General features: G+C 62.0%; 12 protein-coding genes and 1 pseudogene. 1 reads left to right on the top strand and 12 read right to left on the bottom strand.

Translation table 11 applies throughout. The annotated features are described in order from the left end of the window. Positions 1 to 183: 183 nt before the first annotated feature. From BMZ40_RS10825 to BMZ40_RS10840, 4 genes are read right to left on the bottom strand one after another with little or no spacing between them, the layout of a single operon-like run. Positions 184 to 4,047, bottom strand: coding sequence for an efflux RND transporter permease subunit (locus BMZ40_RS10825; RefSeq protein ID WP_092375285.1), 3,864 nt, complete (start codon positions 4,045 to 4,047; stop codon positions 184 to 186). Positions 4,048 to 4,049: 2 nt separating this feature from the next. Continuing rightward, positions 4,050 to 6,167, bottom strand: a complete 2,118-nt coding sequence (locus BMZ40_RS10830) for an efflux RND transporter periplasmic adaptor subunit (RefSeq protein WP_092375288.1) — start codon at positions 6,165 to 6,167, stop codon at positions 4,050 to 4,052. A gap of 18 nt (positions 6,168 to 6,185) precedes the next feature. Continuing rightward, complete coding sequence (locus tag BMZ40_RS10835) at positions 6,186 to 6,467, bottom strand: YHS domain-containing protein (protein WP_092375291.1); 282 nt, start codon at positions 6,465 to 6,467, stop codon at positions 6,186 to 6,188. 16 nt (positions 6,468 to 6,483) lie between these two features. Beyond that, complete coding sequence (locus BMZ40_RS10840) at positions 6,484 to 7,851, bottom strand: TolC family protein (RefSeq protein ID WP_177193118.1); 1,368 nt, start codon at positions 7,849 to 7,851, stop codon at positions 6,484 to 6,486. A 418-nt stretch (positions 7,852 to 8,269) separates the two neighbouring features. On the opposite strand from BMZ40_RS10840, the gene BMZ40_RS10845 reads away from it, so the two are divergent. Next, positions 8,270 to 9,184: an AEC family transporter gene (locus BMZ40_RS10845; RefSeq protein ID WP_092375298.1), complete on the top strand. Its 915-nt coding sequence runs from the start codon at positions 8,270 to 8,272 to the stop codon at positions 9,182 to 9,184. Between the two features lie 406 nt (positions 9,185 to 9,590). Here BMZ40_RS10845 and BMZ40_RS10850 read toward each other — a convergent pair whose 3' ends face one another. The 8 genes and pseudogenes from BMZ40_RS10850 to speA all read right to left on the bottom strand — a co-directional run bounded on the left by BMZ40_RS10850 (position 9,591) and on the right by speA (position 18,434). Beyond that, positions 9,591 to 10,328, bottom strand: a complete 738-nt coding sequence (locus tag BMZ40_RS10850; protein WP_092375301.1) for an amino acid ABC transporter ATP-binding protein — start codon at positions 10,326 to 10,328, stop codon at positions 9,591 to 9,593. A gap of 79 nt (positions 10,329 to 10,407) precedes the next feature. Next, positions 10,408 to 11,064, bottom strand: a complete 657-nt coding sequence (locus tag BMZ40_RS10855; protein ID WP_092375304.1) for an amino acid ABC transporter permease — start codon at positions 11,062 to 11,064, stop codon at positions 10,408 to 10,410. Between the two features lie 77 nt (positions 11,065 to 11,141). Continuing rightward, positions 11,142 to 11,927 (bottom strand): ABC transporter substrate-binding protein, encoded by a 786-nt coding sequence (locus tag BMZ40_RS10860; protein ID WP_092375307.1) that lies wholly within the window; start codon positions 11,925 to 11,927, stop codon positions 11,142 to 11,144. Positions 11,928 to 12,491: 564 nt separating this feature from the next. Then, positions 12,492 to 12,665 (bottom strand): annotated as a pseudogene (locus tag BMZ40_RS19205) (carboxynorspermidine decarboxylase); the annotation flags it as partial. Between the two features lie 19 nt (positions 12,666 to 12,684). Next, positions 12,685 to 13,863, bottom strand: a complete 1,179-nt coding sequence (locus tag BMZ40_RS10870) for an ATP-binding protein (RefSeq protein ID WP_218143764.1) — start codon at positions 13,861 to 13,863, stop codon at positions 12,685 to 12,687. Between the two features lie 209 nt (positions 13,864 to 14,072). Then, complete coding sequence (gene nspC / locus BMZ40_RS10875; protein WP_092375317.1) at positions 14,073 to 15,242, bottom strand: carboxynorspermidine decarboxylase; 1,170 nt, start codon at positions 15,240 to 15,242, stop codon at positions 14,073 to 14,075. Then, a complete protein-coding gene (locus tag BMZ40_RS10880; protein ID WP_092375319.1) occupies positions 15,242 to 16,432 on the bottom strand; it encodes a saccharopine dehydrogenase family protein in 1,191 nt (396 codons plus the stop codon). The genes nspC and BMZ40_RS10880 overlap by 1 nt, the downstream gene beginning before the upstream one ends. A gap of 34 nt (positions 16,433 to 16,466) precedes the next feature. Then, positions 16,467 to 18,434 (bottom strand): biosynthetic arginine decarboxylase, encoded by a 1,968-nt coding sequence (speA, locus tag BMZ40_RS10885; protein WP_092375323.1) that lies wholly within the window; start codon positions 18,432 to 18,434, stop codon positions 16,467 to 16,469. Positions 18,435 to 18,573: the final 139 nt, after the last annotated feature.

Below are 18,573 nucleotides of genomic sequence, written 5' to 3' on the forward strand. Positions count from 1 at the left end.
CCAAAAAAATTCCGTTAATTCCTCAAAGCGTGAGGACCCTTGTGCTCGACAATGGACAATCGACGCAAGGCAGGGACTCCAGGCTTTTACACGTCAATGACAGGGCCCTAGCCAAATGGAAGAGTGCCGTTTTCGACCATGAAGGGATTCATCCCGCCAGATCACCTCGGGATTGCCAGCCCATCAATCCCTGCGAAAGCGGAACCTGATTTCCTCCACCCAGCAATACAGCACCGGCACCACGAAGACCGTGATCGTCGCGAAGACCATGCCTCCAAAAGACGGGATGGCCATGGGGATCATGATGTCCGAGCCACGGCCCGAGGAGGTCAGGATGGGCACCAGGGCCAGGATGGTCGTGGCCGAGGTCATGACCGCCGGGCGTATGCGCCGCCCCGCCCCTTCCAGGACCATGACCCGGATGGCGGCGACGGAGTCGGGCTTTTTGCGCGCCTTGCTCTCGTCCAGGAAGGTGGCCATGAGCACGCCGTCGTCCGAGGCGATGCCGAAGAGGGCCAGAAAGCCCACCCAGATGGCCACGCTCAGGTTGATGGGGTGCACCTGGAAAAGCTCGCGCATGTCCACCCCGGCCAGGTGGAAATTCAGGAACCAGTCCTGTCCGTACAGCCAGATCATGGTAAACCCTCCCGACCAGGCCGTGAAGATGCCCGAGAAGACCATGAGAGTGGTCGCGATGGACCCGAACTGCAGATAGAGGATGATGACGATCAGCAAGAGGGCCACGGGCAGGACGACCATGAGCTTCTTCTGGGCCCGGACCTGGTTCTCGTAGCTTCCCGCGAATTCAATGGTCACCCCGGCCGGGATGACCAGTTTGCCGTCCGCGCGCTGCTGCTCGAGGTAGGCCTTGGCCGACTCCACGACATCCACTTCCGCATACCCCGGCTTCTTGTCGAAGAGCACGTAGCCAAGCAAAAACGTGTCCTCGCTCTTGATGGCCTGGGGGCCGCGCACGTAGCGGATCTCGGCCAGCTGCCCGAGCGGGATCTGCCTGCCGCCGGCGGCCGGGACGGAGATGCGCTCCAGGCTTTCGACGGAATCGCGCAGGTCGCGCATGTAGCGCACCCGGATCGGATACACCTCGCGGCCTTCGATGGTCGTGGTCGCCACCATGCCGCCCACGGAGGCCTGGATGATCTCCTGCACCGTTGCGAGCATGATGCCGTAGCGCGAAATGGCCTCGCGGTCCGGCACGATCTCAAGGTACGGCTTGCACACGATGCGGTCCGCCACCACCGCGGCCGGCTGGACCATGGGCACTTCCTTGAGCAGCCGTTCCACCTCCATGGCCACGGACTCGATGGTCGCCAGGTCCGGCCCCTTGACCTTGACCCCCATTGGCGCGCGCATGCCCGACTGCAGCATGACGATGCGCGCGGCGATGGGCTGCAGCTTCGGGGCCGAGGTCATGCCGGGCACTTCGGCGGCCCTCACGATCTCGTCCCAGATGTCGTCGGGGGATTTCACTCCGCCCCAGGCCTCGCGCCCCCGGTTCAGGTCCGGGTCCAGCGCGGGCCGCCAGAGCCGGAAGGGCTGGCCGTCCGCGTCGGGGATGAGGCGGCCCTCTTCGTCTCGCTCGAACCAACCGCGCACCAGATACGGCATGCCGTCGGCCGCGGGTACCGGGATGCCGCCCTCGTCGCGGAAATAGTCCTTGGCGTCCTCGCGCCAGAGGAAGCGCAGGCGTCTGCCCTCGGCGCCCAGCAGGTATTCGTTTTTATAGTTGATGACGGTCTCGACCATGGACACCGGCGCCGGGTCCAGGGGCGAGTCCGCGCGCCCGAGCTTGCCCACGGCGCTCTCCACTTCCGGGATGGCCTGGATGGACATGTCCTGCAGGGCCAGGAGGTCCTTGACCTCGCCCAGGGAGGCGTGGGGCATGGTGGTCGGCATGTAGAGGAAGGAACCCTCGTCCAGCGGCGGCATGAACTCCTTGCCCAGGCCCGGGAAGGCGTGGACGAAAGCCACCATTGGCCGCGTCGTGCGCAGCCCCTCGGGCAGGACGGACAGGAAGGGGGCGGCCCCGAGCCAGACCACTCCTCCAAACAGGGTCAGACAGCCCGGAATGACGAGAAAAAGGGCTTTATGCAGGAGAAAGATTTTCAGAAGCGGCCCGTATGCAAAACGAAAGGCCTGAAAAAAACCCATCAGCAAACCGACGAGGCCGAGCACGAAAAAGGTGTTGGCGGTCCGTCCCTTCTCCAGCCCCAACGGCAGCCAGTCCAGAGCCAGGAACACTGCCACGGCCAAGGCCAGCCCAAGACTCGCGCCCCAACGCAGGCGAACCTGCCAGAACTCGGGCAGCCGGTCGTGAACCAGGCGATAGATCCCGACCACGACAAGGCCCGAACCGATCCAGACGGACTTCCAGACCGCTACCACAAGGCCCGCGGCCACCAGCGCAACCACCAGCCACAGGGACGGCCGCACCTTCCTGCGGCGGAAAATGAGCGCAGCCGCTGCCGGAAGGATGGTCAGGGCCACGATGATGGAGGCGATGAGGGCGAAGGTCTTGGTGTAGGCCAGGGGGCCGAACAGCTTGCCCTCGGCCCCGGTCATGAAGAAGACGGGCAGAAAGCCGACGATGGTCGTGCTCACGGCCGTGAGCACGGCGCTGCCGACCTCGGAGGCCCCCTCGAAGACCACCCGGGTCATGGGCGTGTCCTCTGGCGAGGAGTCCATCTTCTGCAGGATGCTCTCGCAGATGATGATGCCCATGTCGACCATGGTCCCGATGGCGATAGCGATGCCCGACAGGGCCACGATGTTGGCATCCACCCTGAACTGTTTCATGGCGATGAAGCACATCATCACGGCCATGGGCAAGAGCGCCGAGATGAGAAAGGAGCTGCGCAGGTGCATGACCAGCACCAGGACCACGATGATGGTGATCAGGATCTGCTGCTGGAGGGCCGAGCCGAGCGTATTGAGGGTCTCGTGGATGAGGCCCGAGCGATCGTAGAAGGGCACAATGGTCAGCTTGGAGCGCGTGCCGTCGGGCAGGGTCTTCTCCGGCAAACCGGGAGCGATGCGGGCGATCTCGGCCTTGACCGCGTCGATGGCCGTCAGGGGGTTTTCGCCGTAGCGCACGGTGACCACGCCGCCGACCACCTCCACTCCGCCCTTGTCCAGCAGGCCCCGGCGGTTCGCCGGACCGAAGCTGACGTGGGCCACGTCGTCCACGGTGATGGGGATGGAGTCGCGCATCTTGATGACCGAAGTGCGCACCTGTTCGAGATTCTTGATGAAGCCGATGCCGCGGATGACGTACTCCACGCGGTTGACTTCCATGGTCCCGGCGCCCACCTCCATATTGGCCATCTTCAAGGCGGTGACGATCTCCGGCAGGCTGACGCCCGCCGCGCGCATGGCGTCGGGATCGATCTCGATCTGGTACTCGCGCACGAAGCCGCCCACACCGGCCACCTCGCTCACCCCCTCGGCCGAGGTCAGGGCGTAGCGCACGTACCAGTCCTGCACGGAGCGGATCTCGTCGGGATCCCAGCCGCCCGTCGGCCGGCCGTCTGGGTCGCGGCCCTCCAGGGTGTACCAGAAGACCTGGCCCAGGGCCGTGGCGTCGGGGCCCAGGGTCGGGCGCACGTCGGACGGCAATGTTGACGGGGGCAGGGAATTGATCTTCTCCAGCAGGCGTGTGCGGGACCAGTAGAACTCGACGTCCTCGTCGAAGATGACGTAGATGGTCGAGAATCCGAGCATGGAGTAGGAACGCACGGTCTTCACGCCGGGCATGCCCAGCAGGGACACGGTCAGGGGATAGGTGACCTGGTCCTGCACGTCCTGGGGAGAGCGGCCGGGCCAGGCGGTGAAGACGATCTGCTGGTTCTCGCCGATGTCCGGGATGGCGTCCACAGGCACGGGGTCCCGCTCGATGCCGGGCGCGTGCCAGGCAAAGGGCGCGACGATGAAGCCCCAACCAAGCGCCATGCAGACCAGAAGAACGACGACGAGCTTCTGATCCAGGCAGAAGCGGATGATGCGGTCCATGAGGGACATGTGCGCGCTCATGCCTACTCGCCCCTCAGCTGACGTTTGACTTCGCCGCAGCGCAGCATGGAGGCGCCGAAATAGGGGTTGTTGACCCTTGGGTCACCCTGCAGCCACGTCGCGCCCTGATCGCCGAAGGCCATGGGGCAATAGAGCTCGTAGACCGGCCCCTGCCCTGCGCCGTAGGTTTCAACCATGCGGGACATGGCCACGGACAGGGGGTAGAACCCGGCGCGCAGGCCCTCCATATCGGCGGCCTGCTCCATCTCGCCGAGGCCCGAAGCGATGGCCGCCGAATGCCCGGACCATGCTTCACTTCCCTCGACGCGGGCGCTCTCGTCGGCCTGTCCGAGGGCCTGCCTGAAAAGGACGAGAGCCGCATGGGCCGTGTTCGCGTCATCGCCGGCCAGGGCCTCCTGCACCGGAACATAGGCGGCGTAAAGGGCGTCGAGGGCACTGCGCAACCCGGCGGGAGCCTCGATCTTGGCCGTGAGTTCCTCCAGGGGGAACGCGGCCCGGACACGGGCGAAATGACCGCGCATGTCGTCCAGCACCTGCGAGGCGCGGCGCGGGGTCGGGGACTCGTAGCCCAGCAGGGCGTCGTTCCCCAGGAGCATGGACAGCTCCTTCCACTCCAGGGCCGCCTCGCCGTCCAGGGCGTCGGCGTCCACGCCGTTCAGGGCCTTGCCGAAATCATGGTACGCGCCGCGTACGGCGTCCAGGCCGCCCGCGGCCACCGCTTCCTCCACGGCCCCGAGGCGCTGGGCCAGGGCCGCCAGGCGGACGCTGAAGGGCTGCGGCACGTCCGCGAAGCGCACCCCGCTCGCGGCCGGAGCCTCGGCCGGGTTCATCATGCTCGGCCGGGCCACGATCTGCAGGGCCGCGTCGATGCGGAAATTGCCCTGCACCACCACCAGCTCGCCCTCGGCGATGCCGCCGCGGACCACGAAGCCCTGGTCGGTCCGGGGCCCGAGCACCACCTCCCGGCCCTCGTACACGCCGGGCCGATCCGGGTCGGCCACGTACACCACCGCGCGCTTCCCGGTGATGAGTGGGGCCGAGGCCGGAATGACCAGCTCCCGCGGCCGCTGCGCATCCCCGTCCTGCTGCATCGCGCTGACGAACATGCCGGGCTTGAGGGCCAGCCCGGGGTTTGGCACTTCCACCCGCACCTCCACGGTGCGCGTGGCCGGATTCACGGACGTGCCCACATACACGACCTTGCCCGTGAACTCCTGCCCCGGCAGGGCCTCGACCCTGAAGGCCACGTCCTTGCCGGGGGCCATCCAGACGAGATCCGACTCGTAGGCTTCAAGCACCACCCAGACCCGCGAGAGGTCCGCCACGGCATAGATGGGCATGCCCGTCTGCACGTACATGCCCTCCACGACCTTTTTCTCGATGACGATGCCCGACTGCGGCGCGGTCAGGGTGACGTGGTCCGCCGGGGTCCCGCGCTTCACAATGCTTTCGATCTGCGCCTTGCCCATGCCCAGCAGGCGCAGTTTCTCGCGGGCGGCGTTCTCCATGCGCAGGGCGGAGTCCGCGACCAGGCGGCTGCCGCCCGACATGCGCTCGCGGGCCCGCACGGCCTGGATGAGTTCGGCCTGGGCCGCCACCAGTTCGGGACTGTAGACAAGGGCCATGGCCTGCCCGGCGCGGACCACGGCACCGGTCGTGTCCACGTGCAGCCTGTCGATACGGCCGCCGACCCAGGCCGTGATGACGCCCACACGCGATTCGTCGTAGGCCACCTTGCCGAAGAGATGGGTCTGCACGGAAACCTCGGCCAGGCGCGCCGCTTCCACCCGGATGCCCGCCAGCCGGGCAGCGTCCGGGGAAAGGCTCAGCTGGCGGAGGCTCGTCCGCCGGTCCTCGCCGTCCGGTATGGCCAGGGGGATGAGATCCATGAAGCAGATGGGGCACTGCCCGGGTTCGGGCAGCTTGATCTGGGGATGCATGGAGCAGGTCCACAGGGATGCAGCGGGCGCGCCTTCGGAGGTCTCCTGTCCGGCGTGATCGTGTCCGTCATGCCCGGACCCGGGAGGAGCCCACAGGAGGTATCCCCCGCCAAGGCCGAGGGCCACAAGAAGACATCCGGCCGTGGCCCACACCGCGTATTTCCTGAGTGTCGCGTTCATGCATCCCTCGAAAAAGGTTTACTGTTTCTTTTCCGCCGGAGCGGCTTCGGCCGGGACCTTTTCCAACTCGACTCCCTCGGCCTTGAGTTTTTTCATGTATTTCTCGGGATTTTTCTTGAAGGTCTCGGGGCATCCCGCGCAGCAGAAATACACCCTCTCGCCCTTGTAATCCACATAGAGTTCCTTGTTGATGGTCCCGCCCATGACGGGGCATTCGGTCTGGGGCGCGGCCCAGGCCGGGGACAGGGACAGGAAGGCGAAGACGGTGGCGGCCGCGCAGAGCAGAATGAGCTTTTTCATGATGGTTCTCCTTGCCTCACTTGGAGGCTTCGGGTTTTGTCAGTGAGACCCGCAGATCGCGGGCCTGTTCTTCTCCGGCCAGAGCCGGGGTCCTCGAAAATGTGCGGGGGATCTCCTCCCCGGCCAGGACATCGAGATCGGCCAGGCGCACGGCTTGGTCCGTCAGCACCCGGTGGTACTGCAGTTCAAGCTCGATGAGCGTCTTCTCGGCGGTCAGCAGGTCCAGCATGGAGGCCTTGCCCGCCTGGTAGGCGTCCATGGAGGCATCAAGGTTCTGCCGCGCCTTGGGCACGATGGTCCCGGATAGAAGCTCAAGACGCCTGGACCCGTCGCGGACGCCAAAAAGCAGCCTGCTGGCCTGGGCCTCAAGGCCCGCGACCTTGTCCGCCCGCTCCAGGCGCGTCGCCCGGGCGGAATTCCTGGCTTGCCGCACCGCCGCCTCCCGCGCCTCCTGGTCGAAGGGCAGGTTGATTCCGAAGGTGATGGCCACGGGGTCCTTGCCCTCGTTGACCACCCCCGGCATACGCGGGGCGTCTGTGTAGATGGACTCCAGCCCCACGGTCAGGTCCGGGTAGAATTCCCTGCGCGCGAGATCCGCGGCCGCATCGGCGGCTTCGGCCTTGGCGTCGAGGGCGGCCAGCGCCAGGTTGTGCGCCGTGATGGCCGAGGTGATCCGGACGTCATCCCAGTCCGTGTCCATGAGCGGGACGCTGCCGGGCATGGTCAGGATCTCCCCGGCGGGTCTGCCCAAGAGGGTACGCAGGCGCTCGGACAGGGGGAGCCGGTAATCGTTCAGCGAGGCGACGCGTTCCTCGACCTTGGCCCGCTCCACCTGGACGCGGGTGAAATCCGCGTAGGAAGCGCTGGACACGGTGTATCGGGCTTCCACCAGCGCTTCGAAATATTTCAATATTTCAAGCTCTTCCCGTGCGGAATCAAGCGCTTTGCCCAGATAGGCGTACTCGAAATAGGCGGCCCCGATCTCGCGGAAAAGGGTCAGCTTGACGCCCTGGGCCTGGGCCAGCAGGGCTGCGGCCTCGCGTTCGGCCACCGTGGCCTTGAGGTCACGCTTGCCGAACCACGGCAGCATCTGGGCCACGCCGTAGCGCATGCGCTGGGGGCCCGTGCGGGTCTCGATGGGCGTGGTGAAGACGCCAAAGGCCAGGCGCGGATCTGGCCAGGCCCGGGCCTGGGGGACCTTGTCCAAGGCTGCGTCGAAGCGGGCAAAGGCGGCCTGCAGGCCCGGATTGGAGCGGGCGCCCTCCTCCAGATAGCCGTTAAGGACGCTTTGCTCCGGCCACTCGTCCGCGAACGCAGCCTTGCCCGCAAAAACCAGCACCGCGGCAAGGCCCCAAACGGCCAGGCGAGTCAGGGACATCTTCATCGTGAACCTCCGGCAGGATAATCTCGACAAGATATAAGCAACTGCCATGCTTGAACTCATAAGCCCCATAATTTCATGAAAATAGCTCAGAAAATTTAAACCGGACCATTTTTATACGATTAATACACGCAACAAATTGCACAAGAGCCCTTCACAAAATGGCGGCACCCACAAATCCTGCACACCTGAAGCGAACTCTGCGCCCGGATAAGGCCGGCATCGACCGTATCCGGTTGGATGTATCGATGAAAAGGCTCCAAAACCATAGATGCACATGATGCTTCTGGCCAGAAAAAAAACATGAAAGGCGAAGCAGTGCCGAAAAAAAATTATAAAAGTAGGTAGATTTCGGTCCTGCGCAATCCTTCTTTACAGCCGCCCTTGGTGCATCTACGGTAACGCGCTGCGGAGGTGCCAGGTGAACGTTCTTCAGACCATCCTGCCGATTTTCTTACTTATTCTGACGGGCTTCGTGCTCCGCAAGGCGGAATTTCCAAGTGCGGCCTTCTGGCCTCAAGTCGAACGCCTGACCTACTACGTACTTTTCCCGGCCCTGCTCGTGGGCAAGCTGGCCTCTCTGCATATCACAGACCAGCCGGTGCTGTTCATGTCCGTCACGCTGGCGCTGTCCATAAGCGCGATCGCCGGTCTGCTCCTGATCATGCGACCGTTGGTGCAAAAAGATGGACCGGCCTTCACTTCCATCTTTCAGGGTGCCATCCGGCCCAACACGTACATTGGCCTCTCTGCCGCTGGAGGTCTCTTCGGCGACGAGGGACTGACCCTTTCCGCAGTGGCGCTCATGACCATCATCCCGCTGGTCAACGTGCTTTGCGTGCTGGTCCTGTCCAGGCACGGACGCGACACCAACATTCGTGGTTTACAGGAGACGCTGGTGCAGCTCGGCCGCAATCCGCTCATTCTGTCCTGCATCGCCGGTTTCACCCTGCAGTTCTTGAACATCAGCCTGCCCGCACCGGTGCTGGAAGGCTTGCACCTCCTGGGCAGTGCCTCGCTGCCGCTAGGACTTTTGGCCGTGGGCGCGGGGATGTCGTTCACGGCCGCCCTTGAAGGCTGGAAGGACATCGGCGTCGGCTCGATCTTCAAGCTTCTACTGCTGCCGCTGCTTGCCTTCGGCATCGGACGGACCCTGGGACTTTCAGGAACGCCCATGGGCGTCTGCCTGGTCTTCACGGCCGTCCCGGTCTCTGTCTCCTCCTACATCCTGGCCCGGGTCCTCGGCGGCGATTACGACCGCATGGCCGCCATCATCACCATCCAGACCCTCCTCGCCCTGCTGACACTACCGCTGGTACTGGGCCTGCTGCTGTAAGCGGCTCACGCGCGGTTCGTGCTGAAAGGCATGGGGTATTTCAAGGGATGAAAGAAGATGAACAAGACTGACAGGCGGTATCCCGACGCCAGAAATTTTGCGCCGGAAAGGAAGCTGGTGAAGCCGTTTCTGTGCTTCGCGAACGATTCGAGGCATGAATAATCAATCTACTGAATTGATTTGATTATCGCCTGAATCTGCGCACTAAAAATTACAATTAGACGAACAAGAACTTGCAATCAGACGCAGCCATCGGGGGGACGTGCCGCGCTTCGTCTCAATGGCCCAGATACCCGTGCCCCGCTCGACTGACCTACCCGACTCTTTTCAGACCAGGAAATACTTGAGACTGGCGTTTCCCACAGCCAAGAGGTTTGCGCTCGACATGGCCAGTTTGCCTCCGGGCCTACAGTATCTGGCCGAGGAACTCCCTGGTGCGGGGCATCGTAGGTGCGCCGAAAAAGGAGTCCGGACAGCTCTGCTCCAGGATCACCCCTTCATCCATGAAGGCCACCGAGTCCGCCACCTCGCGGGCAAAGCCCATTTCGTGCGTGACCACCATCATGGTCATGCCGTCGTCGGCCAGCCTGCGCATGACGGACAGCACCTCTCCCACCAGCTCAGGGTCCAGGGCCGAGGTGGGCTCGTCGAAAAGCATCACCTCCGGCTCCATGGCCAGGGCTCGCGCGATGGCCACGCGCTGCTTCTGCCCGCCCGAGAGGGTCTGAGGATAGGCGCTCTCCTTGTCGCCAAGACCCACCTTGTCCAGATAGTATCGCCCAAGCTCCCGGGCCTTGGCCTTGGACATCCCGCGCACCTGGGTCGGGCCTTCGGTGACGTTGCCGAGCACGGTCATGTGCGGAAACAGGTTGAAGTGCTGAAAAACCATACCCACCCGCGATCGCAGAGCGTTGATGAACCGTTCGTCGCCATGGACGAGCTGGCCGCCCACGCGGATCTCGCCCTGATCGTACGTCTCCAGATAGTTGACGCATCGAAGCAACGTGCTCTTGCCCGACCCGCTGGCTCCGATGACGCAGACCACATCGGACGGCATGATCGCCATGTCGATGCCCCTGAGCACATGCTGTTCGCCGAACCACTTGTTCAGCCCCTGTATTTCAATGACCGACGTCTGTTGCACCGCTTCCTCCCGTGGTTTGAAAATTCTCCGCTACCGGACTTGCGCCGTGACGCCACGCCCCAGCTCCACACGACCAGGACTACTGCGTCGAGACATCGAGCCTAGCCTCCAGGGCCCGGAACAGCCAGCTGAACACGGCCGTGTACAGCAGATAGAATATGGCCGCGAGAAACAGCATTTCCATCATCATGAAATTGGATGATGCCAGCTGCTGCGACTTGAGCAGCAACTCGTTGATAGTGATGGTGCTGGCCAGGGATGAGTCCTTGAGGGCGATGATGAACTGGTTACCCAGCGACGGCACCGCACGCTTCAAGGCCTGGGGCAGGATGATGCGCACCATGGCCCTGGAATAGGGCATGCCCAGACTGCGCGCCGCCTCCATCTGCCCGCTTGAGATGGAGACGATGGCCCCCCGGAATATTTCGGCGATGTAGGCGCCGTTGTGGATGCCAAGAGCCAGCACGGCCGAGGTCAGGGCAGTCAGCCCGGCCAGACTGCGCAGGCCGAAATAGATGAACAGCAATTGCAGCAGCAGCGGCGTGCCGCGCACCACGTAGATGTAGGCGCGGGCGGGAATGCTCAGCAACCGGCGCTTGGAGATGCGCATGAAGGCCGTGCCCAGGCCCAGGGCCACGCCCAGCACGATGCCGAGGGCCGAGACCTTGAGCGTCATCCACGCCGCCGGAAGAAAATAGGGAAGATACTTGGGCAGAGCCGCAAAGTCGAAATACATGCGAGTGTCCGGTTTCTTGAAGGTTGGGACTGTCCAGGGCGTTATGCCCCGGACGCAGTGTCATCGCCGTGCGGCATCTATTTGGTGGTAATGTCGGTATTGAGCCACTTGACGCTCAAACGCGCCAGGGTGCCGTCCTCGTGCATGCCCCGCAGGATCTGATCGACGGCTTCAAGCAGGGTCTGGTCATTCTTGTTGAATGCCACCGCAATGTTCTCACTGCGCAGGGGCGCGCCCAAGGGGATGATTTCGAACCTGTCGGAATTCATGGCGTTCACGCCCACGACACGGTCGGTGATCACGCCGTCCACCACGCCGTTCGACAGCTCTGTCAGCGTCTGGGTGTCGTCCTTGTAGAGCTTGACCTCGCCCACGCCAAGCTTGGCCGCGTCGGCGGCAAAGGTGGTGCCCGTGACCACACCCACGATCCGGCCGCGCAGGTCTTCGGGCGAGGCAAAGGATGAATCCTTTCCGACCATCATCTGCGCCCCGGAATAATAATAGGGCGTGGAGAAATTGACCACCTTGAGTCGATCCTCGGTCACGGCCATGCTGCCCAGGATGCCGTCATACACGCCGGAGCGCAGGCCCTCGATGATGCCGCTCCATTCGGTGGTCACCGGCTTGAGGGTTACTCCAAGCCGGCTGGCCACCTCGCGAGCCACATCCACGTCAAATCCTACCAGTTCGTTGTTTTCGCTATAGAAGTTGAAAGGAGGGTAGCCGCCGCTCATGGCAAAACTGATCTCGCTGGCCTCCCGGACACGTTCGAGGGAATCAACCTCCGTGTCGGAACAGGCAACGAGTCCAAGGAGAAAAAAAGAGACCGCAACAGCGGCCAGCAGACGCGCAACAGTTTTCATGAAAGCCCCCGTGTTTTGATGAAATGACGATTGTCCGGCAAGGAAATATCAGGCTGAATCCTCCTCGATTCTCATCGCGACATGGTCAAGATCAAAGAATCAATTTGTCTGCCGGAGATGAAAAGCCACACCGAACCAAATGACAATCAGCTCTGCGCAGCCTGCCAAGCATCGATGCTGTATCTCTGCATTGCCATAGCCGACACAAAACATGTTTCAGATTCATACTAAGTAAACACTATTGTGCATTGCCGAACAAGGGGGGAGCGTGGGGATGTTTCGGGTACCTTGGCGTACCCGAAACAAAAATGGAAAATGGAAATTTATAAGGTCACTGCAAAAGTTTGTCAGCCCCTTGAAGAAGGGGATCCGCGTCTTTTAACCATCTGAAAAGAATGGGTTTCGCGCCATTGCCCGACATAGCCCGCCTTCGCGGGAATGGCACTCAGGTTCTTTCGCGACTTTTTGCAGTGTGGTCATTTATGAATTGTTCATGAAAAAAGCGGGAACCCGAATGATCCGGATTCCCGCTTTTTTGTGTCGGCCCCAAAGACGTTCAGGCTTTCAGGACAATATGCCCTTGAAATCCTCGTATCCGAAGCTCCGTACCACCCGCATGGACCCGTCCTCGGGTTCGAAGGTGGCGATGGAGGGCAACTGGATGCCGTTGAAGGTGTTGGTCTTGACCATGGAGTAGTGGGCCATGTCCGTGAAGACGAGACGGTCGCCCGGTTCCAGACTGGCCCTCTCGACTCGATCAAACCACCCAACGCTCCGCCGGAAGGCTGAAAAAATCTTCCAAAGGAATGCCAGGTCCGCCGACCATGAGCGTTTTCGCTTCCGGATATGTGGCCCGAAACCGCTCAAGGCCTTTGGCATCCCCCGACGTGCCGCTCTTAACCTCAATGGCCCAGATGTCCTTGCCTCGATCGACAACATAATCGACCTCGTATTTTCCGTCACGCCAGTAGGTCACTCCGTACTCCATGGAACCAAGCCCGTTGCACAGGTGCGCGCCCACGGCGTTTTCGACCAGTCGCCCCCACCATAAGGCGTCTGAGGCGGCTTGCTCGAAACTGCGTAGACCCAAGGCGTTCACAAGGGCGTTATTCCAGAGCACCAGCTTGGGACTGCTGCCCCGCTTGCGCTGCGTGCCCCGGGAAAAGAGTTCGAGTCCGCTGAGCAGAAAGGCCCCTTCCAGCAGGCGCAGGTAGTGGGCCAGGGTGGTGGTGTTGCCGGCGTCCTGAAGCTGGCCCAGCATCTTGGTGTAGGAGACGATCTGGGCCGGAAGGGTCGCCGCCAGGGCAAAGAGATGGCGCAGCAGCGCCGGCTTGCCGACCCTGGCCATCTGATAGACGTCCCTGGCCAGAACGGTCTCGATGAGGGAATCGACGATATAGCGTTTCCACAAACTCTCATCGTGGGCGAAAGCCGCGGCCCCCGGATAGCCCCCGAAAAAAATCCACTGCTCCAGAGTCCAACCGAATGCGTCTCTGCACTCCGCGAAACCCCAGTGCGGACAGCGGTGCAAGAGAAAACGCCCAGCCAGGCTTTCCGTCAGCCCATCCTGCATGAGCAGGGCCGAGGAGCCCAGAAGCAACACGCGGATGTCCAGGGCCAAATCCCGGCCATCCCACAGCAGTTTGACGCTTTCGCTCCACCCCGAAACCTTCTGCACCTCGTCAAGCACCAGCAACACGGGGCCATCCGAGGCCTGCATCAGGGCGCGCCGCCATTGGGTCTCGATCCATGCGCCGTCCAGGGGCATCGGGCTGTCGGCTGTGGCCACGACCGCGGGAAACCCGAGGCTGTCGGCCAATTGCCGGGCAATCGTGGTCTTGCCGACCTGACGCGGCCCGACCAGGACATGCATGACCGGCGACGGCGATTTCATGATCCGTTGCAGATCGAAAAAGAGCGCTCGTTGATATGTCATAATCATCTGATATCCAGATACAAAATAGGAATCAACAATTTTTACTCAATATAATGAGCAAAAATACTCAATCATTGAGTAAATATAGCTTTCTGGATATATCTCTTTATATATTAGATATTTAAATCATGAATAACTCATGAAAAAAGCGGAAACCCGAATGATCCGGATTCCCGCTTTTTGTGTCGGCCCCAAAGGCGTTCAGGCTTTCAGGACAATCTGCCCTTGAAATCCTCGTATCCGAAGCTCCGTACCACCCGCATGGACCCGTCCTCGGGTTCGAAGGTGGCGATGGAGGGCAACTGGATGCCGTTGAAGGTGTTGGTCTTGACCATGGAGTAGTGGGCCATGTCCGTGAAGACGAGACGGTCGCCCGGTTCCAGGGGTTTGTCGAAGGAGTACTCGCCGGCCACATCGCCTGCCAGGCAGGACTGTCCGCCAAGACGGTAGGTGTGAGCCTTCTCGCCCGGCAGCCCGGAGTCCACGATATGCGGGCGATAGGGCATCTCCAGCACGTCGGGCATGTGCGCCGGGACAGAGGTGTCCAGAATGGCGATGGGCATGTCGGCCTGGGTCACGTCCAGGACCGTCGAGACCAGATAGCCCGTGTTCAGGGCCACGGCCTCTCCAGGTTCCAGATAGACCTGCACTCCGTGACGCTGCTTGAACTCGCTGACGAGCCGGCACAGGAGGTCCACGTCGTAGTCGGGGCGGGTGATGTGATGTCCGCCACCGAAGTTGACGTACTGCATGCGCCCGAAGAATTCGCCGAAGCTCTTCTCCGCCGCCGCGATGGTCCTCTCCAGGCAGTCCGAGTTCTGCTCGCACAGGTTGTGCCAGTGCAGGCCCGTGACGCCGTCCAGCAGGTCGGGGCGGAAGTCTGCCCGTCGCACGCCGAGCCTGGAACCCGGCGAACATGGATCATAGATGGGCACTGCCCCTTCGGAATGCTCCGGGTTGATGCGCACGCCAAGCTCGATCTCGCGCCCCAGGCGCGCCGCCTCGGTTGCGATCAGTTCCCGGAATTTTTCCAGCTGGACAAAGGAATTGAAGACGATGTGATCGGCCGTGGTGCACAGGTCGAAGATGTCTGCCTGGGAATATCCGGCCGCAAAGGCATGCACCTCGCGCTTGAACTCTTCCCGCCCGAGCCTGGCTTCATGCGGCGAACTGGCGCAGACTCCGTTGAGCACCTGACGCAGCACCGGAAACAGGCTCCACATGGCAAAACCCTTGAGCGCCAGCAGAATCTTGCATCCGGTGCGTTCCTTGACCTGCGCCAGTACATCCAGATTGCGACGGATGAGCCCCAGGTCGACCACGAAAGAAGGCGTGGCGACCTGGCGGGGATCAAACCGGTACGAAGTGCGTCCGTCCATCACAGATCAACCACCACCCAGGGCAGGCCGTGGACGTTCAGCTTCTCCATGAACGGATCGGGATCGAGCTGTTCCATGTTGAAGACGCCCTTCCCGCTCCACTTTCCGGTCATCATCATCATGGCGCCGATCATGGCCGGCACGCCCGTGGTGTAGGAGATGGCCTGGGAGCCGACCTCTCGGTAGGCCTCCTCGTGGCTGCAGATGTTGTAGATGTAGGCCTTGCGCTCCTTGCCGTCTTTCACGCCCTTCATGACGCAGCCGATGCAGGTCCGGCCCTTGGTCAGCGGTCCAAGCGAACCCGGCTCGGGCAACACGGACTTCAGGAATTGCAGGGGCACGATCTTCTGGCCCTTGTAGTCCACGGGTTCGATGGAGGTCATGCCGATGCCCTCCAGGACCTTCAGATGATTGAGATAGTTCTGGGAGAAGGTCATCCAGAAGCGGGCGCGCTTGAGGCCCTTCAGATTCTGCACCAGGGATTCAAGCTCCTCGTGGTACATGAGGTAGCAGTCCTTGGCACCAATGCCCTCGGGAAAGTCATAGCTCATGCGCCAGGACAGGGGATCGGTCTCGACCCACTCGCCCCGCTCCCAGTAGCGGCCGCGCTGGGTGATCTCGCGGATGTTGATCTCGGGATTGAAGTTGGTGGCGAAGGGTTGGCCGTGGTCGCCCGCGTTGCAGTCGATGATGTCCAGCTCGTGGATCTCGTCGAAGAGATGCTTCTGGGCGTAGGCGCAGTAGACATTGGTCACGCCGGGATCGAAGCCCGAGCCGAGAAGCGCCATGAGGCCCTTCTCCTTGAAACGCTCCTGATAGGCCCATTGCCACTTGTATTCGAACTTGGCCTCGTCGAGGGGCTCGTAATTGGCCGTATCGAGGTAGTCGACTCCGGTCTCAAGACAGGCGTCCATGAGGGCCAGGTCCTGGTATGGCAGGGCCACGTTCAGCACCAGCTTGGGCTGAAAAGACTTGATGAGGGCCACGGTCTCGGCCACATTGTCGGCATCGAGGGCGGCCGTTTGGATCTCGCGGCCGATCCGTTCCTTGATGGACGCGGCGATGGCGTCGCACTTGGATTTTGTCCGGCTGGCCAGCATGATCTCGGTGAAGACCTCGGGAACCTGGGCACACTTGTGGGCCACGACATGGCCGACACCGCCGGCGCCGATAATGAGCACTTTGGACATGGCGATCCTCCTTTCAGCTAAGGAATGTTTCAGATTACAACCCGCTCGACAACCCGCCGTTGCAGGCCTCGGGATTTTCGCAATCCCGCCCCACGTTCAAATAGGTGTACCCGCGCATGCCCCGTTCGTAGGCGCGCATGATCATGAAGCGCTCCTGGGGGCTGATCTTGCCCGTGCGCACCCCCTGCTCCGCCACCTTGCGAAAATTCTCCAGAACCTGCTTGGGTTCGAATTCCACATAGGAAAGCACGTCGGCAACACTGTCGCCCTCAAGCTCGCGGATGAAATCGTAGGTGCCGTCTTCATTGATGCGCACGCTGACCACGTTGGTGTCGCCGAAGAGATTGTGCAGGTCGCCCAGGGTCTCCTGATAGGCACCAACCAGAAACGCGCCCAGATAATAAGGCTCGCAAGACTTGACCGAATGCAGTTCCAGCACGCGCTTGACGCCGTGGATGTCGATGAAGCTGTCCAGCTTGCCGTCGCTGTCGCAGGTGATGTCGGCCAGGATGGCCTGCTCTTCGGGACATTCGTCGAGCCGATGCACGGGCATGATCGGAAAGAGATGCCCGATGGCCCAGGCGTCGGGCAGGGACTGGAACACGCTCATGTTGCAGTAATAGATGCTGGCCAGGGCCAAATCCACGTCCTTCAGGGCGGAAGGCGGATTCTTCATCTCAGGCAGTTTCTCGGCGATGTTGCGGATCACGGCCCAGAAGATAGTGTCGCTCATGGCGCGCTGACGCAGGCTGCACTGGCCCAGGCGGAAGAGCTGACGCATCTGGTCGCGGTAATAGATGGCGTCGTTGTAGCATTCCTGAAGATTCTTGAGCGACAGGGAGTTGTACACTTCCAGCAGGTTGTGGACGGCCTCGGGGTCATCCTCGTCCAGGGCCTGGGGCACGGTGCGGTCTTCCAGGCGGCTGACGTCCAGCACATTGAACAGCAGCACCGAATAGTAGGCCACCGTGGCCCGGCCGGATTCGGTGATGATGTGCGGATGCGGCAGATCGTGCTCGTCCATCGTGGCCATGACCGACTCGACGATGTCCGTGCAGTATTCTTCCAGGGAGTAGTTGCGGCTGCTGGCGTAATTGGTGTGGGAGCCATCGTAGTCCACGGCCAAGCCGCCGCCCAGGTCCAGATAGCCCATGGCACAGCCTTCCTTGACCAGTTCCGCGTACATGCGCGTGGCTTCGTGCACGGCGGTTCGGATGTCGCGGATGTTGGGAATCTGCGAACCGAGATGAAAATGCAGGAGCTGCACGCAATCGAGCATGGACTGACCGCGCAGCAGGTCGAGCACGTCCACGACCTCGGCCGTGGACAGGCCGAAGATGGACAGGTCGCCGGCCGACTCTGCCCAGTGGCCGCCCGCCTGGGTGGAGACCTTGATGCGCACGCCGATGCGCGGCTTGATGCCGAGCGCCTTGGCCCGGTCCATGATAAGCGGCAGTTCGCTCGGCATTTCAAGAACCAGAAAGCACAGAAAACCCATCTTGCAGGCGTAGAGGGCCAAGTCGATGTAATCCCGGTCCTTGTAGCCGTTGCAGACCAGACATGCCTTGGGATTTTTCAGGAAGGACAGGGCTGCGATCAGCTCGGCCTTGCTGCCGACCTCGTAGCCGTGGTTGTAGCGATTGCCGACCTTGGCGATCTCTTCGAGAACCTGCTGCTGCTGATTGACCTTGACCGGGTACACGCCGCGAAATTCACCGTTGTATTCCAGGGTCTTGATGGCCGAGGCAAAAGAGTCGTGAAGCAGGGAAATCTGCGCATCGAGCAGATTCTCGATCCGAAGCAGCACCGGCAGTCCCAGCCCTCGTTCCTGCAGGCCGCTTATGATGGAAGGAATGGGCACGCAGACACCCTTGCCCGGAAAGGGCGTGATGCCAAGCTTGCCGTCGGGGGTGATCTTGAAATATCCCCCGCCCCAGTTGTCCACGCCGTAGAGTTCCACCGAACGTTCCACGGTCCATTTTTCGAGATTCCGAGATCGCATCAAAACCCTCCACCGTCTTACCTGAATGATACAGGCCCAGGTACAATCCGGGCCAGCGCACCCCCTCTAAACAGCGGGGGGGCAGGCCGTCAATAAATCTTGTGCCCCGTCGGCACACCGCGACTTTTCGACCTCTCAA

The sequence above is a fragment of the Desulfomicrobium apsheronum genome (genome assembly GCF_900114115.1).
Lineage (GTDB): Bacteria > Desulfobacterota > Desulfovibrionia > Desulfovibrionales > Desulfomicrobiaceae > Desulfomicrobium > Desulfomicrobium apsheronum.